We start from the raw sequence: 26,136 nt of genomic DNA, 5'->3' as shown, positions 1-26,136 counted from the left end.
GTCCTTATCAGGCGTCGAACGAACACCTTATGCCCGCGAATGTCCGCGGGGTGAAGGAGAGAAGGTCGAGATGTTTCGCGGTTCCATTCCGGCGCTGGTCACGCCGTTCCGTGACGGCATGGTGGACGAGGCGGCGTTCCGCGCTTTCATCGACTGGCAGATCGCCGAGGGCTCGACCGGGCTGGTGCCCTGCGGCACCACCGGCGAAAGCGCCACCATGTCGATCGAGGAGCATCACCGCGTCGTCTCGGTCTGCGTCGAGCAGGCGGCGGGGCGCGTGCCGGTGATCGCCGGCTGCGGCTCCAACGACACGATGGTCGCGCTCCAGCATATGCGCCACGCCCAGGCGGCGGGTGCGGACGCGGCGCTGGTCGTGCTGCCTTATTACAACCGCCCCAATCAGGACGGGCTGGTCGCCCATTTCACCTTTCTGGCCGAGCAGTGCGACCTGCCGATCGTGATCTACAACGTGCCGGCGCGCACCGTCACCGACATCAGCGTCGAGACGATGGGCCGGCTGGCCGAGCTGCCGACCATCGTCGGCGTCAAGGACGCAAGCGGCGTGCCCGCCCGGGCGAGCGCCCAGCGGCTCGCCTGCGGCACCGACTTCTGCCAGCTGTCCGGCAATGACGACATGGCCCTCGGCTTCATGGCGATGGGCGGGGTGGGCTGCATCTCGGTCACCGCCAATGTCGCCCCGGGTCTTTGCGCCGCGTTCCAGGCGGCCTGCCTCGACGGCCGCTGGTCGGAGGCGCTGGCGTTGCAGGACCGGCTCTACCCGCTGCACGCGGCGCTGTTCAGCGATGCTTCACCCGGGCCGACCAAATATGCGCTTTCCGTGACCCGCCCCGGCTTCCCCACCGATCTGCGCCTGCCGATGACCTGGCCGTCCGCTGCCAGCCGCAAGGCGGTGGACGAGGCGCTGGCGCATGCGGGCCTGATCTGAGCTGATGGCCCGTCCGCGTCCGGTCGAGTTCGACAAGAAGAAGGTGGTCGCCGAGAATCGGCGCGCCCGGCACGAATATTTCCTCGAGCAATTCTTCGAGGCCGGCATCGCGCTCACCGGCACGGAGGTGAAATCGCTCCGTTTCGGTGAAGGTTCTATCGCCGAAAGCTATGCCGAGGTGAAGGATGGCGTGGTCAACCTGATCAACGCCAACATTCCCGAATTCAGTCACGGCAACCGCTTCAACCACGAGCCCAAGCGCCCGCGCCGGCTGCTGCTGCACGAGCGCGAGATCAACAAGCTGCACATCGCCGTCTCGCGCGAGGGGATGACGCTGATCCCGTTGTCGGTCTATTTCAACGCGCGTGGCCGTGCCAAGGTCGAGCTGGCGCTGGCCAAGGGCAAGAAGCTCCACGACAAGCGCGACACCGAGCGCGAGCGGGACTGGAAGCGCGAGCAGGCCCGCCTGCTTCGCGATCGCGGATGAGCGAGCGCCTCGGCCGGCTCGCCCGCTGGTTCAGCCGGCACATGCCCACTCGCGAGAGCTTCGAGCAGAGCCGCCTGATCGGTCCGGTCGCCCATCTCGTCCTCCGTCCGGAGCTGTGGCGCTTCACCCGCCGCTCGGTGCCGCGCGGCGTCGCCCTCGGCACGGTGGTCGGCATCTTCGTCATGATCCCCGGGCTGCAGATCGTCGGGGCGGCGCTCGCCTGCATTCCGGTGCGCGGCAACATCCCGATCGCGGCGGGAATGACGTTCCTGTCCAATCCCGGCACCACGCCGTTCATCCTCGCCACCTCGCTGGGGGTGGGCAACTGGCTGCTCGGCTCGAACGCGACGATGGCGGCGGTATGGGCGCTCTATGCCGGCCACGCGCCGCTGTCGGCCTATGGCCGCTGGCTATTGTCGGAAGCGGCGCCTGCGCTGCTCACCGGCCTGCTGCTGATTTCGCTCGCCCTCGGCCTGATCGGCTACGGCCTCAGCGCGCTGTTGTGGCGGCTGTGGACGGCCCGCAAATGGGGCCATCGCAGCAATGGCGGCAGAGGCTGATCCGAATTGGGACGTATCGCCCCGTTTCGACGGGGTTAACCACATTCACCGCAGAACTGCTTGACGGAGTTGCGGCACGAAGCCGAGATGTCCCGCATAATGCCGGCGTCGCCATTTCCGTCCTTCGTACCTGAGCCTACCCGCTCGCGGCGGGTGCTGCGATTCGCTGTCTTCGGCGTGGTCGCCTCGGGACTTGCCTCGGCTGCCTTCATTCTCTGGCTGTTCGGCGAGCAGATGGTCGCGGCGGGCTTCGTCGCGGCCTTCCTCGCCCTGGCCGTGGTCGCTCTGGTCGTCGAGCATCTCCAGGTCCGCCGTGTCCGCGATGTGTCGGATCCGGACTGGGCGCTGTTCCGCGCCATCGCCGATAACGAGGGCGAGGCGGTGGCGATCACCAATCAGCAGGATGCGCTGGTCTGCGCCTCGGGCAGCTTCGGCCACTGGTTCGGCGGGCTAGTACCGCCGCCGCGCCTGTCGCTGCCGGACGGCGGCGGCGCGGCGCTGGCCGCGGCGGGCCTTTCCGCCTGGCGCGACGGCGAGGCGCGGCTGATCGGCCTGGCCGGGCCCAACGGCCTGTTCGACGTCCGCGTCACCCGCGCCGGCCGGCGCGACGATCACCTCATCTGGCGCTTCGCCCATGCCCGCTCGCTGGACGTGGTGGGCGAGGCGCGGGCGATCGTCCAGGGGCGCTACGGCGTCGGCCTGGGCGAGGGCGGGGCGATGGCCGCGGTGGTCGATGCCGACGGCCGGCTGCTCGCCTGCAACACGCTGTTCGCGACGCGCGCGCTCGGCGGGCCCAGCATGCGGCCGGAGGGGCTGGAATTTTCCCAGCTCTTCGCCACCCGCGGCGAGGATCAGGTCCATCTCGCCGCCGAGCCGGCCGGCCCGCCATTGCGCTTCATCCGCATGTCACTGCCGGGGGATGATGGCGCCGGCGCCAGCCTGTTCCTGATGCTCGACGAAAAGCCGCCGGTGCAGGTGGTCGCCAGCAGCAGCAATAACAGCGCCAATCCGGAAAGCCTGCTCGGCATCCTGCCGCTCGGGCTGGCGCTGGCCGATCGCGACGGGCGCTTCCTGTTCCTCAACGCCGCCTTCCGCAAGGCCGCCGGCCTCGGCCCTGAAGAGGCGCCGGTCTATCCCAGCGACCTGGTGGTGAAGGACGACAAGGCGGTGGTGGCGGACGCCGTGCGCCGCTTCGCCATGGGCCAGTCGGTGCCCGGCGACGTCGCCGTCCGCCTCAAGCGTCGCGCCGAGGAGCCGGTGGCGCTGACCATCGCGCCGGCGCGCGGCCTCGGCGACGATGCCGCGATCCTGCTCAGCCTCAAGGACAATAGCGAGGAATCGCGCCTGAAGCGGCAGGTCGCGCAGGCCACCAAGATGCAGGCGGTCGGCCAGCTCGCCGGCGGCGTCGCGCATGATTTCAACAACATCCTGACCGCGATCATCGGCTATTGCGACCTGATGCTGATGCGCCACGCGCCGGGCGACAGCGATTATGACGACATCCAGCAGATCAAGCATAATTCGAATCGCGCCGCCGGCCTGACCCGCCAGCTGCTCGCCTTCTCGCGTCAGCAGACGCTGCGCCCGCAGGTGCTGCAATTGTCCGATGTCGTCGCGGAAGTCTCCAACCTGCTCAAGCGCCTGCTCGGCGAACGGATGACGCTGGTCACCAAGCACGGCCGCAATCTCGGCGCGGTGCGTGCCGATCCCGGCCAGATCGAGCAGGTGATCGTCAACCTCGCCGTCAACGCCCGCGATGCCATGCCCGATGGCGGCGCGCTGACCATCCAGACCTATGCCGTCTCGGCCGACGAAGTCCGCCGCATGGGGCATGAGATGATGCCGATCGGCGACTATACCGCGCTGTCCGTGACGGACACCGGCCACGGCATCCCGGCCAGCATCATCGGCAACATCTTCGAGCCTTTCTTCACCACCAAGGAGGTCGGCAAGGGCACCGGCCTCGGCCTGTCCACCGTCTACGGCATCGTCAAGCAGTCGGGCGGCTTCATCTTCGCCGAATCGCCCGAGGAGGGCGGGGCGCGGTTCGTCATGTATCTGCCGGTCCATCGCAGCGCCAAGACCGGCGAGAGCGAGGGCGACGCCGCGCCGGTGCGCGAGCGCCCGACCGAGCTGTGGGGCACCGGCAACATCCTCCTCGTCGAGGATGAGGACATGGTCCGCGCCGTCGCCGAGCGCGCGCTGGTCCGCCAGGGCTATCGCGTGCGCACGGCGGCGAACGGCGAGGATGCGCTGGAGATGCTCGAGGCCAATGCCGACCCGATCGACCTGCTCATCTCCGACGTGATGATGCCGAGCATGGACGGCCCGACGCTGGCCGGGCACGCCCGCCGGCTGATGCCGGACCTGCCGATCCTGTTCATGTCGGGCTATGCCGAGGAGCAGCTGCGCAAGTCGATCGACCTCGACCGCGTCCACTTCCTCCCCAAGCCCTTCTCGGTCCAGCAACTTGCCGAAGCCGCCCGCGACGTGCTCGCCATGGCGCCGGTGAAGGGCGGCCTCGCCGCGAACCAGAACTAGCGCCGGGCCAGCCGTCGCGCGATCGCCGCAGAGCAGGGTTGTTTCGCAATATCTTGATCCACATCAACCAAATGTTACTGGCCGGCGCCCCGCCCCCGCCCTATGCACGGGCCACCATGGGGGCCGCTCGCAGAATTCTGCTCGTCGAGGACGAGCCACTCATCGCGATGATGCTCGAGGACCTGCTCGCCACGCTCGGCCATGAGGTCGTCGGCAGCGTCGACAATGTCGGCGACGCGCTGGTCAGGGTGGCCGAGGGCGGCTTCGACTATGCCGTGCTCGACGTGCATCTCCGCGACGGCGAATCATGCTGGCCGGTGGCGGATGCGCTGTCGGGCGCCGGCATCCCGTTCGTGCTCGCGAGCGGCGGCAGCGCCGACGTCCCGCCGGAGGCGCACCGCAACGCGCCGGTGCTGTCCAAGCCGTTCACCGGCGGCGATGTCGAGCGCGTCGTGGGGGCCGTTTAAGGCCGGTATCGTTCCTCTCTTGTTCTGGCGGAACAAAGCTGATACAAAAAGCCCCTGTTGATGCGGCGCTCGGGCCCATCTAGGCAGGGAGCTCCCACATGGCGGCAAGTCCCAAGGTAGTCGATTTGGTCGAGAAAATGGCAAGCACCGACAGGCAGAAGGCGCTCGACGCGGCGCTGGCGCAGATCGATCGCGCGTTCGGCAAGGGCTCAGCGATGCGCCTCGGCTCCAAGGAGACGATGCAGGTGGAGACGATCTCCACCGGCTCGCTCGGCCTCGACATCGCGCTCGGGGTCGGCGGCCTGCCGCGCGGCCGCGTTATCGAGATTTACGGGCCGGAAAGCTCCGGCAAGACGACGCTCGCCCTCCACGTCATCGCCGAGGCGCAGAAGAATGGCGGCACCGCCGCCTTCGTCGATGCCGAGCATGCGCTGGATCCGGTCTACGCCAAGAAGCTCGGCGTCGACATCGACGAGCTGATCGTCTCCCAGCCGGATACCGGCGAGCAGGCCCTGGAAATCACCGATACCCTGGTCCGGTCCAACGCCATCGACGTGCTGGTCGTCGATTCGGTGGCGGCGCTGGTGCCCCGCGCCGAGATCGAGGGCGAGATGGGTGACAGCCATGTCGGCCTGCAGGCGCGCCTCATGTCGCAATCGCTGCGCAAGCTCACCGGTTCGATCAGCCGCTCGCGCTGCATGGTGATCTTCATCAATCAGCTGCGCATGAAGATCGGCGTGATGTACGGCAATCCGGAGACGACGACCGGCGGCAACGCGCTGAAATTCTACGCCTCCGTCCGCCTCGACATCCGCCGCACCGGCCAGATCAAGGATCGCGACGACATCATCGGCAGCTCGACGCGCGTGAAGGTGGTGAAGAACAAGGTCGCGCCGCCGTTCAAGCAGGTCGAATTCGACATCATGTATGGCGAGGGCATCTCCAAGATCGGAGAAATCCTCGATCTCGGCGTCAAGGCCGGGCTGGTCGAGAAGTCCGGCGCGTGGTTCTCCTATGATTCGATCCGCATCGGCCAGGGCCGAGAGAACGCCAAGACCTATCTGCGCGAGAATCCCGAGCTGGCCGCGCGGCTGGAAAAGGCCATCCGCGCGCAGCGCGAGGGCCTCGGCGAAGCGCTGATGGTCGGTCAGGACGACGAGGACGACGTCTGAAGATCCCGCGAAGCTCGTCACCCTGAAACAGGTTCGGGGTGACGAGCTTTGCCCCGCCGTGGCTGCTTCTCGACAGGCGCAGCGAAGGGCGGTGGTTCGCATTTCAGCGAAAATGGTTTGCGCTTCGATGTGGCTCGACCATGGCGCCCACGTCCGGCGACTTCGTCAACTTGGACCCTCACCCATGGCAACCAAGCGCCGGGCAGAGTGCATCCGTCCCACGCCCCACGCCGCTTGAGTCCGTGTCCCCCCTCCATTAAGTCGGCGAGATGACCTCGACCAACGACATCCGCCGCTCCTTCCTCGACTATTTCGGAGGCGAGGGGCATCAGATCGTGCCTTCGGCGCCGCTGGTGCCGCATAACGATCCGACGCTGATGTTCACCAACGCCGGCATGGTGCCGTTCAAGAACGTGTTCACCGGCCTGGAAACGCGCGGTTATTCCACCGCTACCTCCTCCCAGAAGTGTGTGCGCGCCGGCGGCAAGCATAACGACCTCGACAATGTCGGCTACACCGCGCGCCATCACACCTTCTTCGAGATGCTCGGCAATTTCTCGTTCGGCGATTATTTCAAGGAACGCGCGATCGGCCTCGCCTGGAACCTGATCACCAGGGAATGGGGGATCGCCGCCGAGCGGCTGACGGTCACCGTCTATCATACCGACGACGAGGCCTTCGACCTGTGGCGCAAGATCGCCGGCCTGCCGGAGAGCCGCATCATCCGCATCCCCACCTCCGACAATTTCTGGGCGATGGGCGACACCGGGCCGTGCGGGCCCTGTTCGGAGATTTTCTTCGACCATGGCGATCACATCCCCGGCGGCCCGCCCGGCAGCCCCGACGAGGACGGCGATCGCTTCGTGGAGATCTGGAACCTCGTCTTCATGCAATATGAGCAGGTGACGAAGGACGAGCGCGTCACCCTGCCACGCCCGTCGATCGACACCGGCATGGGGCTGGAGCGCATCGCAGCCGTGCTGCAGGGCGTCCACGACAATTACGACACCGACACGTTCAAGGCGCTCATCGCCGCTTCCGGCGAGCTGACGCGGACAGTGACGGACGGCGCCAACAAGGCGTCGCACCGCGTCATCGCCGATCATCTGCGCGCCGCGGGCTTCCTCGTCGCCGACGGCGTGCTGCCGGCCAACGAAGGGCGCGGCTATGTGCTCCGCCGCATCATGCGCCGCGCCATGCGCCACGCCCACCTGCTCGGCGCCGCCGAACCCCTGATGCACCGCCTCGTGCCGGCCCTGGTCTCGGAGATGGGCCTTGCCTATCCGGAGCTGGTCCGCGCCCAGCCGCTGATCGAGGAGACGCTGAAGCTGGAGGAGACCCGTTTCCGCCAGACCCTGGCCAACGGCCTCAAGCTGCTTGAGGAGGCCACCGCCGGCTTCGGCGAAGGCGCAGTGCTGCCGGGCGCGGTGGCGTTCAAGCTCTATGACACCTTCGGCTTCCCCTATGATCTCACCGAGGACGCGCTGCGCACGCAGGGCCACGGCGTCGACCGCGCCGGCTTCGATGCCGCGATGGCCGAGCAGAAGGCCGCCGCCCGCGCCGCCTGGAAGGGCTCGGGCGAGAAGGCGTCGGACGAGATCTGGTTCGACATCGCCGAGGAACTGGGCGGCACCGAGTTCACCGGCTACAGCTCGACCGAGGGCGAAGGCCGCGTCGTCGCGCTGATCCGCGACGGCCAGCGCGTCGACACCGCGATCACCGGCGACGAGGTCGTCATCCTCACCAACCAGACGCCCTTCTATGGCGAGAGCGGCGGCCAGATGGGCGATGTCGGTGTCATCACCGGCGACAATGGCTTCGAGGCGGAGGTGACGGACACTTCCAAGCCGCTCGGCCGGCTGCATGCCCACAAGGCGGTGATCGAGGGCGGCGAGGTGCGCGTCGGCGACGCCGTCAGCCTGAAGGTCGATGTCGAGCATCGCAACCAGGTCCGCGCCAATCATTCGGCCACGCATTTGCTGCACGCTGCGCTCCGCCGCCATCTCGGCGCCCATGTCACCCAGAAGGGCAGCCTTGTCGCGGCCGACCGGTTCCGCTTCGATTTCTCGCATCCCAAGGCGCTCACCCCCGGCGAGCTGGCGCTGGTCGAGGCCGAGGTGAACCGCCATATCCGCGAGAATGGCGCGGTCGGCACACGCCTGATGACCCCTGACGCCGCCGTCGCCGCGGGCGCGATGGCGCTGTTCGGCGAGAAATATGGCGACGAGGTCCGCGTCCTGTCGATGGGCCGGTCGGGCGAGCAATCCTATTCGGTCGAGCTGTGCGGCGGCACCCATGTCTCGGCGCTGGGCGACATCGCGCTGTTCAAGATCGTCTCGGAAAGCGCCGTTTCCTCCGGGGTCCGCCGCATCGAGGCACTGACCGGCGAGGCGGCGCGGCAGTGGTTCGTCGGCCGCGAAGATCGCCTCAAGGAGGCCGCCGCCGCCCTTAAGGCCGCCCCCGAAGAGGTGCCGGCGCGCGTCGCCACCCTCGTCGAGGAGCGTCGCCGGCTGGAGCGCGAGCTGGCCGACGCCAAGAAGGCGTTGGCGCTGGCCGGCAGCGTCGCCGGCGTTTCGGCCGGCAACCCGGCCGCGCCGGAGCAGGTCGGCGGCCACGGCTTCATCGGCCAGGTGCTGCACGGCCTCGATCCCAAGGGCCTGCGCGGATTGGTCGACGAGACCAAGCAGCGCCTCGGTTCCGGCGTCGCCGTGCTGGTCGCGGTGACGGAAGGGCGCGCCTCGGTCGCGGTCGGCGTCACCGACGATCTCGTCGGCGAGCGCGATGCCGTGGCGCTGGTGCGCGACGCAGTGGCGGCGCTGGGCGGTCAGGGCGGCGGCGGCCGTCCGGACATGGCCCAGGGCGGCGGCCCGGACGCTGCCGCCGCCGACGCAGCGGTGGCCGCGGTGCGCGCCGCGCTGGAGAAAGTGACGGCGTAAGGACAAAGAAAGCCCTCTCCCCGGAGGAGAGGGCTTTTTCAATGCCCTGGCCGACGCCGCCGGACGACCGACGTGCTGGCGATCATAGGCGGGACGGCTCCCGCGCCTGCGGGTGACGACGGGCTCGCCCGCATGCCGGCATCCGCCCTGCTGGCCACCCGCCCAATGCGGCGGCTACAGCACCTCGAACAGGGCGGCGGCGCCCATGCCGCCACCGATGCACATCGTCACCACGACGTGGCGGGCGCCGCGGCGCTTGCCCTCGATCAGCGCATGGCCCGTCATCCGCGCACCGGACATGCCATAGGGATGGCCGATCGAGATCGCGCCGCCATCCACGTTCATCAGTTCGTTCGGGATGCCGAGCACGTCCTGGCAGTAGAGCACCTGGACGGCGAACGCCTCGTTGAGCTCCCACAGACCGATATCGTCGATGGCGAGGCCGAAGCGCTTGAGCAGTTTCGGCACGGCGAAGACCGGGCCGATGCCCATCTCGTCGGGTTCGGTGCCGGCCACCGCCATGCCGACATAGCGGCCGAGCGGGGTCAGCCCGCGTGCCGCGGCGATGCCTGCCTCCATCACCACACAGGCCGAGGCGCCATCCGAAAGCTGGCTGGCATTGCCGGCCGTGACGAAGGCGTCCGGCCCCATCACCGGCGGCAACGCCGCCAAACCTTCGAGCGTCGTCTCCGGCCGGTTGCCCTCGTCCTTTGCGAGCGTGACCTCCTGCTTCGAGACCGCCTTCGTCTCCTTGTCGGTGACGTTCATCGTCGCGGTGACGGGCACGATCTCGGCATCGAAGCGCCCGGCCGCCTGGGCGGCGGCAGTGCGCTGCTGGGATTGGAGGGCATAGGCGTCGGCGCGCTCGCGGCCGATGCCGTAGCGCTTGGCGACAACCTCGGCGGTCTGGAGCATCGGCATATAGATGTTGCGGTGCATGGCCACGAGTTCGGGGTCGGGCTCCAGCCGCATGGCCGGCGTCTGAACCATGGAGATGGATTCGACGCCGCCGGCGACGATCATGTCCATGCGGTCGACGATCACCTGATGCGCGGCGTTGGCGATCGCCTGCAAACCGGAAGCGCATTGCCGGTCGACCGAATAGCCCGCCACCGTCACCGGCAGGCCGGCGCGCAGAGCGGCGGTGCGGCCGATCGTCGCCTGCACGCCCTGCTGGAGGGCGGCGCCGATGATGCAATCGTCCACTTCCGCCGGATCGAGGCCGGCGCGCTCGACGGCGGCGCGGATGGCGTGAGCGGCGAGGGTGGGCGATGGCGTGGCGTTGAAGGCGCCGCGATAGGCCCGGCCTATGGCTGTGCGGGCGGTGGAGACGATGACGGCGTCGCGCATCCGGGAGATTCCTTTCAGGCGTAGAGCTGGAAGAGCCATTCGGCGACGAGCGCGGGCTTGTCCTGCCCCTCGATCTCAACCGTGGCTTCGATGGTCTGCTGATACTGGCCCGGACGGCGCTCCTCGAAAGCGCCGTGGACGAAGCGGCCGCGCACGCGGCTGCCCGAGCGCACCGGCGTCAGGAAGCGGACCTTGTTGGTGCCGTAGTTGATCGCCATGCGCACCCCGTCCACGCTCGCGGCCTCGCTGCGCTGGAGAAGCGTGGTGAGCAGCGACAGGGTGAGGAAGCCGTGGGCGATGGTCCCGCCGAAGGGCGTCATCCTCGCCATGTCCGGGTTGACGTGAATGAACTGATGATCGTCGGTGGCGTCGGCGAAGCGGTCGATCATCGCCTGATCGACCGTCAGCCAGTCCGACACGCCAAGCTCGGTGCCCGCCGCCAGCGCCTTCATCGCCTCGATGGTGGTCGTTGCCATGCCCGCTCGCTCCCTTTGCTCGTCATCGCAAGAGATGGCCCCGGTTGACGCGAACGTCAATCTTGCGGCGCGGCGGCCCTGCCGTCAGGCGGCCTTGCTGTCCGGCGCGGCGGCGACCGCGTCGAGGAAGGCGAGCAGGCCGCGTTCGGCCGGCGACAGAAATTTGGTCGCCCGCGGCAGACGCAGGCGCGGCTGGCCTTTCAAACCGCCGGCGCGGGCAAGCTCGATCAGCGCCGGGTGGACATAGGCCTTGCGGCTGATCGCAGGCGTGTTGCCGAGCGCGGCCGCCACCGGCTCCAGCATCGCCTTGAGGCCGAGCCCCTCCGGCCCGGCCGCCACCAGCGCGGCAAAGGCGATGACGCTGGCGCCCCAGGTGCGGAAATGCTTGGCGGTGAAATCGGCGCCGGAGGCCTCGCGCAGATAGGCGTTAACCTCGGACGAGGTGACCGGCCGGGCCTCGCCATGCTCGTCCAGATATTGGAACAGGCGCTGGCCGGGCAGATCCTGGCATTTGCGGACGATGCGGGCGAGCCGCTGATTCTGGATGGTCAGCCGTTGCATCTTGCCGGACTTGCCGCGATACTGGAGCATCACGCGCGGGCCGCGCACCTGGACGTGACGGCCGCGCAGCGTCGTCGCCCCAAAGCTGCCGTTGGCGCGGGCGTAATCCTCATTGCCGACGCGCACGCGGCCGAGATCGAGCAACCGCACCACCGCCGCCACCGCCGCCCGCTTGGGCAGGCCGCGGGCGGCGAGATCCTGCTCGACACGGGCGCGGACACGGGTCAGGGCGCGACCGAAATCGGCGCAGCGATCGAACTTCTCGCTATCCTGGGCGGCGCGGAAATCCGGGTGATAGCGATATTGCTTGCGGCCCTTCTCGTCGCGGGCGGTGGCCTGGATGTGGCCGGCGGGGTCGGGGCAATACCAGGCATTCTGATAGGCAGGCGGCAGGCCGACGCGGTTCAGCCGGTCGATCTCGTCACGATCGGTGATGCGCTTTCCGTCTGGATCAAAATAGGCCCAGCCGCGTCCCGCCCGCCTGCGAGTGATGCCGGGCACTGCATCGTCGACGAAACAGAGGGCGGGCAAGGCGTTCTCCTGGGTGGCTCCGTCCCCGTGAACGCCATGCTTCGCGCGATCGTTCCTTTGGGCGGGGCGGGACATCGTCCGCCCCCCCTTTGCCCCCCGGGCCGGCATGTCGACGGCCCCATCCTCTGCCCAAGGGGCGAATGACGAGCGACGGCTAGTCCGCCACCACCGTCAGCGCCGAAAAGCGGAGCATGTCGCCGCTCGCCCGGGCGTCAGCGAGGTCGGCGACGATATGGCCGTCCAGCGCGAATTCATGCTCCGGCAGCAGCCGGGCGAGACGGGCGGCGATGCCTTCATCGGCGCAGCGCAGCGCGATGCGATGGCGGGCGCCGCGGAAGGTAAGGCTCTCCCACGGCACGCTTTCCGCCTCGGCGACGACGCCGCCCCCGGCCAGGGTGCGGACGGCGCGGATCACCGCGCCGGCGGCGGGATCAATACGAGGGCGGCTCATGCACGGGCTCCTGTGCTCTCGGTTGAAAGATAGGCATCCAGCCGGGCGGCCACTGCTGGCCCGATCTGCCGCCCGTTGCGGATGTCGCGGACCAGGCGTGGATCGCCCACTGCCTCCCGCCCGATGCGCGTCGCGGGCACGCCCGTCGTCGCAATGAAAATCTCGATTCGCCTGAGCAGGGTCATCAACGCCTCCCGAGTCAGTGTTCCCGGTATGTTCTCAGACGCATTTTCCTACTTGTCTAGGAAAATTCCTATGGCATATATCCGACATGGAAGGACTTGATGTTCGCGAGACGCTCGACGCGCTGATCCATCGCCATGGCGAGGATTATAGCTCGCTGTCGCGCATGCTCGGGCGGAATACGGCCTATATACAGCAGTTTATACACCGCGGTGTGCCGCGGAAGCTGGCCGAGGACGACCGGCGGACGCTGGCCCGTTATTTCGGCGTGGATGAGGAGCTGCTCGGCGGCCCTGCCACCGAACTGAGGAATCTTCCTGGAGATTCCGATCTGGTGCTGGTTCCGCGGCTTGACGTGCATGCGTCCGCCGGACCCGGCGCGATCAATCCGAGCGAGCGCCCGATCGGGCGGATCGGCTTCCCGCCGGACTGGTTGCGCGAGCTGGGGCCGAGCCGCATCGACAACCTGTCGTTGATCCGGGTGGATGGCGTGTCGATGTCACCGACGCTCAATCCGGGCGACGATATCCTCGTCGATCTCGGCGACGCGGAGGAGCGGCTGCGCGACGGCATCTATGTGTTGCGCATCGAGGAGGCGCTCAATGTGAAGCGGCTCGCCGTTTTCCCTCAAGGGCGGCGCTTCACCATCAAGAGCGACAATCGCGCCTTCCCCGACTGGGTGGATTGCACGACCAAGACGGTGACGATCGTCGGCCGGGTGCTTTGGGCCGGTCGGCGGCTCTAGGGCCTGAACCCTATTCCCGGCGGCTGCGATCGTGCAGCCAGATTGCCACCGCGATTGCGATGCCGATGACCAGGCCCGCCAACGTACCGAGCGTCGGCTGCTGCATGGCGACGCCGATCACCGCCCCGGCGATGACAGAGAGGGCGAGGATCGCGCCGCCCGCGCGTGAGGGGGATTCGTCAGGGCTAGCCATGATTGCGCCTGTGCCACGACGCGACGCGGCGTGGAAGGGGTGGGACGGTCAATCGCGGCCATTGCCGCTCCCCGGTTCCGGCCCTAGGGAAAGCCGCATGTCGCGCGCCCGCCCGTCTGCCGGGCTCATTGTTTTCTACCTGTTGATCAGCGGGACGGCGCGCGCCCAACAATCCGAGCCGCCGCTGATCGAGGGCGCGATCCTCGATCCCGCATCGCCGATGGCGCCTCTGCCGGATCTGGGCGTTGAATGGCCGGATCCGATCGCCCCGCCCGAGGCTGAGCGGCCGGCACCGCCGGTTGCGGCGCAGCCGGCTCCGGGCGCGGCACGGACGACGGTGCGCCGCCAGGCGGCGGCAGCGGCGAAGGAGGCCGGCGAACAGCGCTATACGGTACGGCTGGCCGGGACGGAGGCGCTCGGCGAGGCGCATTTCCGCGAGCGCTTCGACGCCGTGTCCGCGCTGGTTCTGCAATCGGGCGAGCCGGCCAACGTCGCCCAGATCGATCGCCGCGCGCGCGAGGACGCCGAGACGCTGAACCTGCTGTTGCGCGCCGAAGGCTATTATGACGGCGAGGTGGATACCGCCGTCGCCGCCGAAAACGGCCGGATCGTGGTGACGCTGACGGTACGCCCCGGCCCGCAATATCATTTCTCGGCGGTGACGATCAGCGGCCTCGATGCGCTGCCCGGGCCGGTGCGTGGGAGCTTCGCGGTCAAGGCCGGCGATGCGGTGGACGCCGACGCCGTCACCACGGCCGCGACCGCGCTCAAGACGGCGCTCGGCCACGCCGGCTACAGCTACGCGAACGTGGCCGATCCGGACATCACCGTCGATCACGACGCCCGCACCGCGACGCTGAAACTGGCGGTGGCGCCCGGAGAGGTGCAGCGGCTCGGCCGCTTCGTGGTCGAGGGGCGGCAGTTGTTCAGTCCGGATCATCTCGCGATCATCTCCCGCGTGCGGCCGGGCGAGCCGCTGGATGCGGCGCGCATCGACGATCTGCGGCGCGCACTGATCGCCACCGGGCTCGTCTCAACAGTGCAGCTGACGCCGACCGCCACCGCCGATCCCGGCGTGTCGGATCTTGCCGTGCGGCTTGAGCGCGCGCCGCGGCGGACGATCGCTGGCGAACTCGGCTACGGCACCGGCGAAGGCGCGCGCACCGAAATTTCCTGGACGCATCGCAACCTCATCCGGCCGGAAGGCGCCGTCACCTTCCGCGGCGCGCTCGGCACGCAGGAACAGCTGATCGGCGCCTCCCTGCGCCAGGGCAATTTCCGCCAGCGCGACCAGGTGCTCAACGCGCAGATCGTCGCCAGCCATACCCAGCGCGACGCCTATGACGCGCGGACTTTCACGCTCAGCGCCAATCTGGAGCGCCAGACCAACATCATCTGGCAGAAGAAATGGACATGGACGTTCGGCGGCGAGCTGATCGCGTCCGACGAACGCGACGTGCTGCTGTCGACCGGCCTGCCCCGGCGACGCACCTATTTCATCGCCGCAGCGCCGACCGGCCTTGCCTATGACGGCACCGACGATTTGCTCAATCCCAGCCGGGGCTATCGGCTTTCGGGCCGTTTCTCGCCCGAGGTGTCGCTTCGCGGCAAGCCGTTCACCTATGGGCGCACCCAGATCGACGGCAGCGCCTATCTGCCGTGGGGGGACCGGGTGGTGTTTGCCGGCCGTTTCCGCTTCGGCTCGATCCTCGGGACGGGGCGCGACGATATCGCGCCGTCGCGGCGCTTCTATGTCGGCGGCGGCGGCTCGGTGCGCGGCTATGGCTATCAGGATGTCGGCCCGCGCGACGGCAACAACGATCCGGTCGGCGGGCGCAGCCTCAACGAATTCTCGCTGGAGACGCGGATCCGCTTCGGCGATTTCGGGGTGGTGCCGTTCCTCGATGCCGGCAATCTCTATACCAGCGCGCTGCCGCGCTTCACCGGCCTGCGCTACGGCGCCGGGCTTGGCGCGCGCTATTACACCAGCTTCGGGCCGATCCGCGTCGATCTCGGCACGCCGATCAATCCGCAGCGCGGCGACCCGCGGCTCGCCGTCTACGTCTCGCTCGGCCAGGCTTTCTGATGGACGAGGAGGAGGCACCCCCGCCGTTCCCGCCGCAGCGCCGTCGGCGGTGGTGGCGCAGGCTGTCGCGCTGGGTCGGCCTGGGCGTGCTCGGCTTGGCGACGGCGGCGCTGCTCGCCCTGTGGGGGATCGACACCACCCCCGGGCACCGTTTCGTCGCCGATCGCATCGGCGCGTTGCGCCCGGCGACGGGCCTGCGCATCCGCGTCGGGCGGATCGACGGATCGCTATGGGGCGCAGCGCGGCTGCGCGACGTGCGCCTCTACGACCCCCAAGGCCTGTGGCTGGAGGCCCCGGAGATCGCGCTCGACTGGCGGCCGACCGCCTGGTGGCATAATCGGCTCGACATCCGTTCGCTGCGTGCCGGGCTGATCATCCTCCATCGGGGGCCGCACCTCCGCCCGACCGGACGACAGGGCCCGATCCTGCCCGGATTCGACGTCCATATCGGCAGCCTCGACGCGCGCATCCGGCTGGAACCGGGGCTGGCGGGCAAGGAGCGGCGCCTCGCCCGGCTGGTCGGGCGGGCCGACATCCGCAATGGCCGCGCGCTGATCGATGCGGCGGCGCAAGCGGCGGGCGGGGACCGGCTGCACGTATTGCTCGACGCGGCACCGGACCGGGATCGCTTCGATGTCGATGCCGCCCTCGACGCGCCGGCCGGCGGCACGATCGGCGGGCTGCTCGGCACGAGGCGGCCGATCGCGATGAAGGTGGGAGGCGACGGGTCATGGACGCGCTGGCGCGGACATGCGGCGCTGGACGTGTCGGGCCGGCGCACCGCCGACCTCGCTCTCACCGCCGACGCCGGCCGCTACGGCTTGAACGGCATGGCGGAGCCGGCGCCGCTGACCCAGGGCAAGAAGCAGCGGCTGACCTCGCCGCGCGTGGCGGTGAACGGGTCGGCGACGCTGGTCGACCGCCGGCTCGACGGCCGGCTGTCGCTGCGTTCGGGCGCGCTGGACCTGGCGATGCGCGGCGGCGTCGATCTCGCCGCCTCCGCCTTCCGGCGCCTCGATATCGACGTGAAGCTGCTCAAGCCCGAGGCGCTGTTCCCGAACATGTCCGGGCGCGGCATCATCGGCGGCACGATCAGGCTGGACGGTCCATTCCGCACCGCGCGCTTCACCTATCATCTCGCCGCGCCGCGCATCGCCTTCGACCAGACCGGCTTCGAACTCGTCCACGCCACGGGCTCGGGCCAGCTGTCGCGGCTGCCGATCGCGGTGCCGATCGTGCTGACCGCCGCCCGCGTTACCGGCGTCGGCGACGTGGCCGGCGGCATCCTCGCCAATCTGCGCGTTGCCGGCACGCTCAAGGTGACCGACAAGCTGCTCACCGGCGAGGGGCTGGACGTCCGCTCTGACAAGCTCAACACCAAGCTCGCCCTGCTCGTCGATCTCGTCACCGGCGAATATCGGGTCAGCCTGTCTGGCGGCCTCAACCGTTATCTCATCCCCGGCCTCGGCATTGTCGACGTGCTGAGCGAGCTGCGCGTCGTGCCGGGCGCGGGCGGGCGGGGCACGGTGGTGAGCGGCCGGGGGCGGGCATGGGTGCGGCGGTTCGACAACGCCTTTCTCGCCGGGCTGGCCGGCGGCTTGCCGGAGCTGGACACCGAGCTGGTGCGCGGTGCCGACGGGGTGATCCGGTTCAGCAACCTCGTGCTCACCGCGCCGTCGATCCGCATCGGCGGCGACGGGCTCCGACAGCGCGACGGCCGGTTCCAGTTCAACGGCAGCGGCAACCAGGCAACCTATGGCGCCTTCACCCTGGCGCTCGACGGCGACATCTCGCGGCCGAAGCTCAACCTGCTGCTCGCCGCGCCGGCCCGGGCGCTAGGGCTGTCGGCGGTGCGGCTCGATCTCGATCCGAACGCGCAGGGCTATGACTGGACGGCGGCCGGCGGCTCGACCCTGGGGCCGTTCCGCGGGCGGGGCGCGATCCTGATGCCGCAGGGGGCACCCGCGACGGTTCAGGTCGCGCAACTCGAGGTCAGCGGCACGCGCGCCGCCGGCGCGCTGCGTTCCGATCCGGGGGGCTTCAACGGCGCCCTGCAGGTTGGGGGCGGTGGGCTATCCGGACAATTGCTGTTCGCGCCGGCCGGCCAGATTCAGCGAATCGAGGCCCACCTCAAGGCGGACGACGCCCAGCTCGGCGGGGTCGCCAACCTGTCGGTGCGGCGTGGCGCGCTGGACGGCGTGATCCTGCTCGACCCTGCCGGCACGGCGTTGGACGGCCACGTCGTCGGTCAGGGCATGCGGCGGGGGGCGATCTCGCTGGCCCGGCTCGACGCCACCGCGCGGCTGCGCGCGGGGGAGGGCGAGGTGAAGGCGGCGCTCGCCGGATCGCGCGGCCGCGCCTTCGCGCTGGAGACCAGCGCCCGGCTGGAGCGGGACGCGGTGACGGTGACCGGGGGAGGCACGGTGGACGGCCGGCCGATCAACCTCACCAGTCCGGCCCGTCTCTCCCGCGACGGCGACGGCTGGCTGCTCGCCGAAACCGGCCTCGGCTTCTCGGGCGGCTCGGCGCGCGTCTCCGGACGGTTCGGGCCGGTCGCCAATCGGTTCGAGGCGAGCCTCGATCGCATGCCGCTGTCGGTGCTGGACATGGGGTTTCCGGGTCTCGGCCTCGGCGGGCTCGCCTCCGGCAAGGTCAGCTATGCGCAGGCCGCCAATGGCGAGGCGCCGCGCGGGCGCATGGACCTGCGTGTCTCCGGACTGACGCGCTCCGGCCTCGTGCTGTCCTCGGCGCCGGTCGATCTCGGCCTCGCCGCGGTGCTGGAGGGGCGCAACGCTGCCGCCCGCGCCGTCGTCGCCAATGGCGGCAAGATCATTGGCCGGGCGCAGGCGCGGCTGTCGCCGCTGCCGGATGCGGGCGATATCGTCTCGCGCCTTACCGCCGCGCCGCTGTTCGCGCAGCTGCGCTATGAGGGGCCGGCCGACATCCTCTGGCGCCTGACCGGGGTGGAGACGGTCGACCTGTCGGGTCCGGTGGCGATCGGTGCCGACGTGCGCGGGACGGCGCTCGATCCGCGCATCCAGGGCTCGCTGCGCACGACGGCGGCGCGGCTGGAAAGCGCGGTGTCGGGCACGGTGATCACCAATCTTGTCGCCAGCGGCAGCTTCGCCGGATCGCGGCTGCTCATCGATCGCTTCGCCGGCAGCACCCGCGGCGACGGCCGCGTCACCGGCCGCGCCACGTTCGACCTCGCCCGCGCCAATGGTCTCGGCATGGACATCCAGATGGACGCGCGCGAGGCGACGCTGCTCGATCGCGACGATATCGGCGCCACCGTCACCGGCCCGCTGTCGATCAAGTCGGATGGCCTGGGCGGCACGATCGCCGGCGATGTCAGCATCGATCGCGGCCATTTCCGCCTGGGCCGCGCCGCCGCCGCAACCGTGCCGCGCCTCGCCGTCAAGGAAGTAAACCGCCCCGCCGACGAGGCCGAGGTACAGGCGGCCCCCGTGCCGTGGTCGCTGAACCTCAAGGCGGATGCGCGCAATCGGCTTGCCGTCAGCGGCCTCGGCCTGGACAGCGAATGGCGGAGCAATCTCGTCATCAAGGGCACCGTCAACGATCCGCAGATCACCGGGCGCGCCGATCTCGTGCGCGGCAGCTATGATTTCGCCGGTCGCCGTTTCGATCTCGATCGCGGCATGATCCGCTTCACCGGCTCGGTGCCGGTCGACCCGGTGGTCGACATCGTCGCGCTCGCCAATATCCAGGGCCTCAACGCCACCATCCGGGTGAGCGGGACGGGCCTCAAGCCAGAGATTGATTTCCAGAGCGTGCCGGCGATGCCGGAGGACGAGCTGCTGTCGCGGCTGCTGTTCGGCACGTCGATCACCAATTTGTCGGCGCCGGAGGCGGTGCAGCTGGCCGCCGCCGTCGCCTCGCTGCGGAGCAATGGCAACGGCCTCGGCCTTGACCCGATCAACGCGGTGCGTCGCGCGGTGCGGCTCGACCGGCTGCGCATCCTGCCCGCCGATGTGACCACCGGGCAGCGTACGTCGGTGGCGGCCGGCAAATATATCGGGCGACGCACCTATGTGGAGCTGATCACGGACGGTCAGGGCTATTCGGCGACGCGGGTCGAGTTCCAGATCACGCGCTGGCTGTCGTTGCTCTCGACGCTCTCCACGATCGGCCGACAGAGCGCCAACATACGGATTTCGCGGGACTATTGAGGCGCGGACTGGCCGGGTGCGCAGTTGTCGCGGTGCCGCCCGATTCGCCAGTGGTACCCTCGACGGCGACGACCCGCGCCTTTCGGGCGCTGGCGTATCAAGGCCGTCGAAGGAGGTGGTTGCATATCAAGGATAAACGTAAGTCACAGTTGCTCACGGCGATCGCGACGCTTTGCATCGCCTTCGCCACCCTGGTGCTGAAAATCATCGAGGTCGCCCGAATGGGCAAGTGAGTGACGGAGGCCGGCGTTCCAGCGCCGGCCTCCAATCTCAGAATTCAGGATGAGCAAGCATCCGAATTCCTAGGCGGTTGCCTGTCAAAGACAAACGAACGTCACGTCCGCCGAGTAGCCCAAAAACGCCCTGATTTCAAGAGCCGAAACGCCTTGTCAGTCGGCGAAGCGCTTGAAAAAGCTGTCGGTATTCCATGTCGGCCGCGTCGGCGCGTCGGCGATGCGAAGCACCAGGTCGCCGACATAGCGGTCAAGCTTCACCGCCTCTTCCTTCATCACCGGCTGGGCAGGATCGTCCGACGGGGAGTGATAGCGGTTGGCGCGCCAGGCACGTTCCGTCTCCGCGTCCGGCGTGCCGGCGCGGAAGCCGAACTTGACGAACAGCGACGGGATGCCCGCGCGGATGAAGCTGTACTGGTCGGAGCGGACGAAGACGTTGCGGTCCGGGAAGGGATCGGTGACGAGCGGCAGACCATGGTCCTGTCCGACGCTCGCGGCGAGCGTGCCGAGGCTGCTCTCGCCCGCGCCGTGCATCAGCACGCTGGTCAGCGGCCATAGCGGCAGCGCCATGTCATAGTTGACGTCGGCGACCAGCGAGGCCTTGGGCACTGTCGGCCGCGCCGCGAAATAGCGCGAGCCGAGCAGGCCCTTCTCCTCCGCCGTCACCACCACGAACAGGATCGAGCGCTTCGGCCGCGCCTTGTCCGCCTGGAAGCGACGCGCGATCTCGAGCAGCGACGCGACGCCCGAGGCGTTGTCGATCGCGCCGTTATAGATGCGATCGCCGTTGATCGGCTCGCCGACGCCGAGTCCGTCGACATGGGCGGAGACGATGACGTTCTCGGCCGCCAGCTTCGGGTCGCTGCCGGGCAGGCGGCCGACGACATTGGCGGAATGGACCGGCGCGCGTTCCGCGCTGATCGCTGCGCGGATCGACTGGTTGAGCGCGAAGCCAGGAACCGCGGCGGAGGCATCGGCCAGCGCCGCCATCTCCGCGAAGCTGTGGCCGGAGCGGGTGAACAGCTTTTCCGCCTGGGCGGGATCGACGCGCGCGTCGAATAGCGGCCGCGCCGAATCGCGCAGCGCCGGGTCGGCGAGATACATGCCCGGCTGGCTGGAGAGCAGCATCTGGCGGGCCCACGGGATTTCGATCGCCTTGGGTGTGGTGAGGTCGATGATGCCCAGGCCGCCTTGCGAGGCGACATAGGCGGCCCGCTCGCGCCGCGCATGGGATTTGAGCGCGCCGGAGATGGTCTGCGGCCCGCCGCTGATCACCACCACCACCTTGCCGCGGATGTCGAGCCCGGCAAAATCATCATGTCCGGCCTCGGGCAGATGCAGGCCGTATCCGGCGAAGACCAGCGGGGCCTCGATGCTCGCGGGGCGCGGACCGCCGCCGGCGCCGATGATGATGTCGCGACCGACGGTGAGCGGGGTGGACGCCCCGTCAGCGACCAAGGCGGCCCGGGAGCCTGCGGCGACGACGCGCTGCTGCTCCAGCGCCACCGGCTGGATATAGCCGTCCACCCCGGCGGGCTGGAGACCGAAGGCACGGAAGCGATCGGCGACATAGGCCACGGCGCGGGCATGTCCGGGCGAGCCGGTGAGCCGGCCTTGCATATCGTCGGTGGCGAGGATTTCGACATGCTTCCACCATATCTCGCCTTGCGTCTGGGCGAGCGCCGGGGCGGCGCTGATCAGCAGGGCGGCGGCGAGGGATATGGGCTTCATCCGCGGGTCTCCGGTCGATCGAATCCGCCACTGATGCCTGCAACCGCGCGTAAACGAAAGAGGCGCGCCGGTTGCCCGGCGCGCCTCCTTTTCGTCATCCTGTCCGGAAGGATCAGGCGGAATAGTACATGTCGTACTCGACCGGGCTGGGCGTCATCTCCCAGCGGGCCACTTCCGCCCACTTCAGCTCGACATAGGCCTCGATCTGATCCTTCGAGAACACGTCGCCCTTCAGCAGGAAGTCGTGGTCGGCATTGATCGCGTCGAGCGCCTCGCGGAGCGAGCCGCACACGGTCGGAACCTGCGACAACTCCTCGGGCGGCAGATCATAGAGGTTCTTGTCCATCGCCTCGCCGGGGTGGATCTTGTTCTCGATGCCGTCGAGGCCGGCCATCAGCAGCGCGGCGTAGCAGAGATAGGGGTTGGCCATCGCGTCCGGGAAGCGGAACTCGACGCGCTTCGCCTTGGCGCCCGTGCCGTACGGGATGCGGCAGGAGGCCGAGCGGTTGCGGCTGGAATAGGCCAGCAGCACCGGCGCCTCATAGCCCGGCACCAGACGCTTGTAGCTGTTGGTGGTCGGGTTGGTGAAGGCGTTGAGCGCCTTGGCGTGCTTGATCACGCCGCCGATGAAATAGAGGCACATGTCCGACAGGCCGGCATAGCCGTCGCCTGCGAACAGCGGCGTGCCGCCCTTCCAGATCGAGATGTGGGTGTGCATGCCCGAGCCATTATCTTCCTTGATCGGCTTCGGCATGAACGTCGCCGTCTTGCCATAGGCATGGGCGACCTGGTGAACCACATATTTGTAGATCTGCATGCGGTCGGCGGTGGTGACCAGCGTGCCGAAGGTCAGGCCGAGCTCGTGCTGGGCGGCGGCCACCTCATGGTGGTGCTTGTCCATCGGCAGGCCCATTTCGAGCATGGTCGACACCATCTCGCCGCGGATGTCGACAGCCGAATCGACCGGCGCCACCGGGAAATAGCCGCCCTTGGCGCGCGGACGGTGGCCCATATTGCCACCCTCATATTCGCGGTTGGTGTTGCCGGGCAGCTCGATGTCGTCGATCTTGTAGGAGCTCGAGGAATAGGTGTTCTCGAAGCGCACATCGTCGAACATGAAGAACTCGGCCTCGGGGCCGACATAGACGGTGTCGCCAAGACCGGTGGACTTCAGGAAGGCCTCGGCGCGCTTGGCGGTGGAACGCGGATCGCGGCTGTAGAGCTCGCCGGTGCCCGGCTCGACGATGTCGCAGACCAGGATCAGCATCGGCGTCGCCGAGAACGGGTCGATCCACACCGCATCGAGATCCGGCTTCAGGATCATGTCGGATTCGTTGATCGCCTTCCAGCCCTCGATCGAGGAGCCGTCGAACATGAAGCCGTCCGTCAGCTCGTCCTCGCCGATCACGACCTTGGACATGGTCAAATGCTGCCACTTGCCCTTGGGGTCGGTGAAGCGGAGGTCGACCCACTCGATCTCCTTGTCCTCGATCATCTTCAGAACGTCTGCAGCCGTGTTGGCCATAATCTGTCCCTCGCTCCTTAAACCTTAGCTCTTCGAATCAGATCGCGTCGGCGTCGCGTTCGCCGGTGCGGATACGGATGGCGCCCGATACGGGCAGGATGAAGATCTTGCCGTCGCCGATACGGCCGGTCTGCGCGGCCTGCTGGATGGCCTCGACCACCCGCTCGGCCATCGCGTCGTCCACCACCACCTCGAGCTTCACCTTGGGCAGGAAGTCGACGACATATTCGGCGCCGCGATAGAGCTCGGTATGGCCCTTCTGGCGGCCAAACCCCTTGGCCTCGGTGACGGTGATGCCGGATACGCCGACATCGTGCAGCGCTTCCTTCACCTCATCGAGCTTGAACGGCTTGATGATGGCTTCGATCTTCTTCATCTCGCGCTCCCTCCCCGAACGCTCGGGACATGGCTTTCAATAAGCGTGCCAGTCGGCGAATCGCAAGCGACGGGGGACGGGTGCCCACATATATTTGTTGCGGTGCCACATTAACGGGCAGAACTTCGTCGATTGCCCGATTCTTGGGCAGGAGCGTTTGCCGCACGGTCGCCGTAATCCATGGGTAGATGAATTTGATGACGTCGCCACGCCTTCATGCGGTCCTGCTCTGCGCGGGCCTCGGCTCGCGCCTGCTGCCGCTCACTGCCGACCGCCCGAAATGCCTTATCGAGGTCGGCGGCCGGACGATCCTCGATCATCAGGTGAGCGCGTTGCGCGCCGCCGGGATCGAGGCGATCACCGTCGTCGGCGGCTATCGGATCGATCGGCTGGAGGCTTATCTCGGCGAGCGCTGGAACGCCGCCGAGCGGCCCGAGCTGGTGTTCAACCCCTTCTATGCCATCTCCAGCTCGATCGGCAGCGTCTGGGCGGCGCGGGGGCGGCTCTCCGGCCCGTTCTGCCTGCTGAACGGCGACACCATCTATGATCCGGCGCTCATCGCCGACGGGCTGTCGCGGCTGGCGGAAGGGCTGAACCTGTTCGTCGAACCGGTGGCGGCGCCGGCGCTGGACGACATGCTGGTCCGGGTCGAGGAGGACCGGGTGCTGGCGGTGGCCAAGGATCTGCCGGCGACGATGGCGCGGCATCGCTCGCTCGGCTTTATCGCCGCCAATGCCGCCGACGGCGCCGGCTATCTGCCGATGCTCGAGCGGGTGCTGCGCGAGGTCGAGGGCGCGCAGAGTTTCCATCACGCGGTCGTCGATCGGCTGGCGCGGGACCGTGTCGTGCATGCGGTGCCCTTCGCCGGCGGCCTCTGGAACGAGATCGACCGGCCGGAGGATATGGCCCGCTGGCTGGTCGACTCGGCTTCGCCGGCGGCGCCGGTGGATGCCCACGCGATCGCGCTCTGAGGGCGGTCATGCGTTCGGGCCGGCGGCCTAAGGTCGCCTTTCTCTTCCTCGGCGAAACCCTGCTGGTGCCCCATCTCTGGCCGATCGCCGAGCGGCTGGCGACGATGGCGCCGGATGTGGATATCGACATCTGGGTGTCGACGTCGGTGCACGAGGCGCTGATCGGCGGCTGGCTGGCCGGGATGGGGACGGGGCAGGTCCGCATCCGCCGCGCCCCCGGCTATCGCCGCCATCCCGAGCTTCTCCATGGCGAAAATCCGCCGCTGCCGCCCAAGCTGCCGATGCTGGCGGGCCTGCTGCCGCATCTGCTGCGCGCCGCGGTGGTGGTGTGTGCGGAGCGGACCAGCCTGTGGTTGCCGCGCGCGCTGCCGTTCCTGCCGCTCGACTTTATCATGACCCAGCATGGCGCCGGCCCGGTGGCGGTGCGCGGCGACAAAAGGCGCGATGCAGCGAAGCTGCTGATCGTGCCGAGTGAGATCGAGAAGGCGCTGCTCGTCCAGGCCGGACACGACGGCGCGCGCATCCACCCGGTCGGCTATGTGAAGTCGGGCTTCCGCCACGGCACCGATCCGCGCCGCCTGTTCGCGACCGCGCGGCCGACCCTCGTCTATGCGCCGCACTGGCAGCGCCATCGTTCCTCCTGGTGGAACTGGGGGCGCGAGGTGGTGGCGATGCTCGCCGCGCAGGATCGCTGGAACGTGATCCTCGCGCCGCACCAGCGGCTGGCGGAGAAGGATCCGGCCATCGTCGCGCTGTTTGCGGGCCTCGCCGATCTGCCCCATGTCCATGCCGATCTGCACAGCTTCGCGATGGTCGACGGCAGCTATATGCGCGCCGCCGACCTCTATCTCGGCGACACTTCCAGCCAGGTCGTGGAATTCCTCGCCAGCCCGCGGCCTTGCGTGTTCCTCAACAGTCACGGCGTCGACTGGCGGGCGCGGGAGGATCATCATTTCTGGGAATACGGACAGGTGATCGACCGGCTGGACGACCTTTCCGCCGCGCTCGACAGCGCCCCCCTCCAGCAGCCGCGCTTCGAGGCGGCGCAGCGCGCCTTCGCCAGCCGGCTCGGCGAGATCGGCGATGCGCCGGCCGAGCGCGCCGCGGCGCTGGTGCTCGCAGCGGCGCGGGGGTGAGCCGACGGGCCGCACCTGGGCGATCCGGGCGTCCGATGACCGCCGCCGCGACGGCACCCATCCCCTGACCGTCGACAGGCTCACGTCAGGCCCGCTCCGACGGAACTCATCGCCGGGTGGATGCTGAACCGGGTTCAGCATGACGTGGGACCGAGGCCGCAGCCCCCGCCGTCCGACCCGCGTGGTTCTGCGTGTGTTGTCGTGGGTCAATCGCCGGCGGTGGTGCCGAGATTGGGGTATTTGATGCCGAGCTGGTCGAGGTAGGTCGGGTATTTGGCGGGGTCGTAGT

21 protein-coding genes are annotated in these 26,136 nt (G+C 68.7%); 12 read left to right on the top strand and 9 right to left on the bottom strand.

Annotated elements, in window-relative coordinates:
* Positions 1-70: 70 nt before the first annotated feature.
* The 7 genes from dapA (at position 71) to alaS (ending at position 9,109) form a co-directional block, all read left to right on the top strand.
* Positions 71-946, top strand: a complete 876-nt coding sequence (gene dapA / locus KOF26_RS06090) for a 4-hydroxy-tetrahydrodipicolinate synthase (RefSeq protein WP_216321856.1) — start codon at positions 71-73, stop codon at positions 944-946.
* Between the two features lie 4 nt (positions 947-950).
* Positions 951-1,433, top strand: a complete 483-nt coding sequence (smpB, locus tag KOF26_RS06085) for an SsrA-binding protein SmpB (protein WP_216321853.1) — start codon at positions 951-953, stop codon at positions 1,431-1,433.
* Complete coding sequence (locus KOF26_RS06080; RefSeq protein WP_216321852.1) at positions 1,430-1,993, top strand: DUF2062 domain-containing protein; 564 nt, start codon at positions 1,430-1,432, stop codon at positions 1,991-1,993. The genes smpB and KOF26_RS06080 overlap by 4 nt, the downstream gene beginning before the upstream one ends.
* A 99-nt stretch (positions 1,994-2,092) precedes the next feature.
* Complete coding sequence (locus KOF26_RS06075; RefSeq protein ID WP_216323057.1) at positions 2,093-4,534, top strand: hybrid sensor histidine kinase/response regulator; 2,442 nt, start codon at positions 2,093-2,095, stop codon at positions 4,532-4,534.
* A 116-nt stretch (positions 4,535-4,650) separates the two neighbouring features.
* Positions 4,651-5,001: a response regulator gene (locus KOF26_RS06070; protein ID WP_216321850.1), complete on the top strand. Its 351-nt coding sequence runs from the start codon at positions 4,651-4,653 to the stop codon at positions 4,999-5,001.
* A gap of 98 nt (positions 5,002-5,099) precedes the next feature.
* Positions 5,100-6,173 (top strand): recombinase RecA, encoded by a 1,074-nt coding sequence (gene recA / locus KOF26_RS06065; RefSeq protein ID WP_216321848.1) that lies wholly within the window; start codon positions 5,100-5,102, stop codon positions 6,171-6,173.
* A gap of 269 nt (positions 6,174-6,442) precedes the next feature.
* The gene (gene alaS / locus KOF26_RS06060; protein WP_216321846.1) at positions 6,443-9,109 is read left to right on the top strand and encodes an alanine--tRNA ligase; all 2,667 of its coding nucleotides are present in this window, start codon (positions 6,443-6,445) and stop codon (positions 9,107-9,109) included.
* Between the two features lie 174 nt (positions 9,110-9,283).
* Here the strand turns inward: alaS and KOF26_RS06055 are convergent, their stop codons facing one another.
* The 5 genes from KOF26_RS06055 to KOF26_RS06035 all read right to left on the bottom strand — a co-directional run bounded on the left by KOF26_RS06055 (position 9,284) and on the right by KOF26_RS06035 (position 12,663).
* Entirely contained in the window at positions 9,284-10,459 is a 1,176-nt protein-coding gene (locus KOF26_RS06055; RefSeq protein WP_216321844.1) for an acetyl-CoA C-acyltransferase, read from the bottom strand.
* 14 nt (positions 10,460-10,473) lie between these two features.
* Entirely contained in the window at positions 10,474-10,935 is a 462-nt protein-coding gene (locus tag KOF26_RS06050; protein ID WP_216321841.1) for a MaoC family dehydratase, read from the bottom strand.
* 84 nt (positions 10,936-11,019) lie between these two features.
* Entirely contained in the window at positions 11,020-12,027 is a 1,008-nt protein-coding gene (locus tag KOF26_RS06045) for a DNA topoisomerase IB (protein ID WP_253201187.1), read from the bottom strand.
* Positions 12,028-12,181: 154 nt separating this feature from the next.
* The gene (locus KOF26_RS06040; protein WP_216321835.1) at positions 12,182-12,478 is read right to left on the bottom strand and encodes a hypothetical protein; all 297 of its coding nucleotides are present in this window, start codon (positions 12,476-12,478) and stop codon (positions 12,182-12,184) included.
* The gene (locus KOF26_RS06035) at positions 12,475-12,663 is read right to left on the bottom strand and encodes a hypothetical protein (RefSeq protein WP_216321832.1); all 189 of its coding nucleotides are present in this window, start codon (positions 12,661-12,663) and stop codon (positions 12,475-12,477) included. The genes KOF26_RS06040 and KOF26_RS06035 overlap by 4 nt, the downstream gene beginning before the upstream one ends.
* Positions 12,664-12,749: 86 nt before the next feature.
* On the opposite strand from KOF26_RS06035, the gene KOF26_RS06030 reads away from it, so the two are divergent.
* Positions 12,750-13,406 carry a S24 family peptidase gene (locus KOF26_RS06030; RefSeq protein WP_216321829.1) on the top strand — a complete coding sequence of 219 codons (657 nt, stop codon included), beginning with the start codon at positions 12,750-12,752 and terminating at the stop codon, positions 13,404-13,406.
* A gap of 10 nt (positions 13,407-13,416) precedes the next feature.
* Here KOF26_RS06030 and KOF26_RS06025 read toward each other — a convergent pair whose 3' ends face one another.
* Positions 13,417-13,599 (bottom strand): hypothetical protein, encoded by a 183-nt coding sequence (locus KOF26_RS06025; protein WP_216321827.1) that lies wholly within the window; start codon positions 13,597-13,599, stop codon positions 13,417-13,419.
* A gap of 97 nt (positions 13,600-13,696) precedes the next feature.
* On the opposite strand from KOF26_RS06025, the gene KOF26_RS06020 reads away from it, so the two are divergent.
* Both KOF26_RS06020 and KOF26_RS06015 read left to right on the top strand, forming a co-directional pair.
* The gene (locus KOF26_RS06020; RefSeq protein ID WP_216321826.1) at positions 13,697-15,685 is read left to right on the top strand and encodes an autotransporter assembly complex protein TamA; all 1,989 of its coding nucleotides are present in this window, start codon (positions 13,697-13,699) and stop codon (positions 15,683-15,685) included.
* On the top strand, positions 15,685-19,875 hold the full coding sequence (locus KOF26_RS06015; protein ID WP_216321825.1) for a translocation/assembly module TamB domain-containing protein: 4,191 nt from the start codon (positions 15,685-15,687) through the stop codon (positions 19,873-19,875). The genes KOF26_RS06020 and KOF26_RS06015 overlap by 1 nt, the downstream gene beginning before the upstream one ends.
* Positions 19,876-20,264: 389 nt before the next feature.
* Here the strand turns inward: KOF26_RS06015 and KOF26_RS06010 are convergent, their stop codons facing one another.
* The 3 genes from KOF26_RS06010 to KOF26_RS06000 all read right to left on the bottom strand — a co-directional run bounded on the left by KOF26_RS06010 (position 20,265) and on the right by KOF26_RS06000 (position 23,740).
* The gene (locus KOF26_RS06010; RefSeq protein ID WP_216321824.1) at positions 20,265-21,839 is read right to left on the bottom strand and encodes a M28 family metallopeptidase; all 1,575 of its coding nucleotides are present in this window, start codon (positions 21,837-21,839) and stop codon (positions 20,265-20,267) included.
* Between the two features lie 112 nt (positions 21,840-21,951).
* Positions 21,952-23,364, bottom strand: coding sequence for a type I glutamate--ammonia ligase (gene glnA, locus KOF26_RS06005; protein WP_216321823.1), 1,413 nt, complete (start codon positions 23,362-23,364; stop codon positions 21,952-21,954).
* A gap of 37 nt (positions 23,365-23,401) precedes the next feature.
* Positions 23,402-23,740 carry a P-II family nitrogen regulator gene (locus KOF26_RS06000; protein ID WP_216321813.1) on the bottom strand — a complete coding sequence of 113 codons (339 nt, stop codon included), beginning with the start codon at positions 23,738-23,740 and terminating at the stop codon, positions 23,402-23,404.
* A gap of 197 nt (positions 23,741-23,937) precedes the next feature.
* Between KOF26_RS06000 and KOF26_RS05995 the strand changes: the two genes are divergently transcribed.
* Both KOF26_RS05995 and KOF26_RS05990 read left to right on the top strand, forming a co-directional pair.
* Positions 23,938-24,711 carry a phosphocholine cytidylyltransferase family protein gene (locus KOF26_RS05995; protein ID WP_216321810.1) on the top strand — a complete coding sequence of 258 codons (774 nt, stop codon included), beginning with the start codon at positions 23,938-23,940 and terminating at the stop codon, positions 24,709-24,711.
* An 8-nt stretch (positions 24,712-24,719) separates the two neighbouring features.
* Positions 24,720-25,847: a CDP-glycerol glycerophosphotransferase family protein gene (locus tag KOF26_RS05990; RefSeq protein WP_216321808.1), complete on the top strand. Its 1,128-nt coding sequence runs from the start codon at positions 24,720-24,722 to the stop codon at positions 25,845-25,847.
* Positions 25,848-26,136 lie beyond the last annotated feature (289 nt).

Source organism: Sphingomonas quercus (genome assembly GCF_018863195.1).
Taxonomy (GTDB): domain Bacteria; phylum Pseudomonadota; class Alphaproteobacteria; order Sphingomonadales; family Sphingomonadaceae; genus Solisphingomonas; species Solisphingomonas quercus.
Note: the sequence above shows the minus strand (reverse complement) of the source record. Positions and strands in the feature narration are given on the sequence as shown.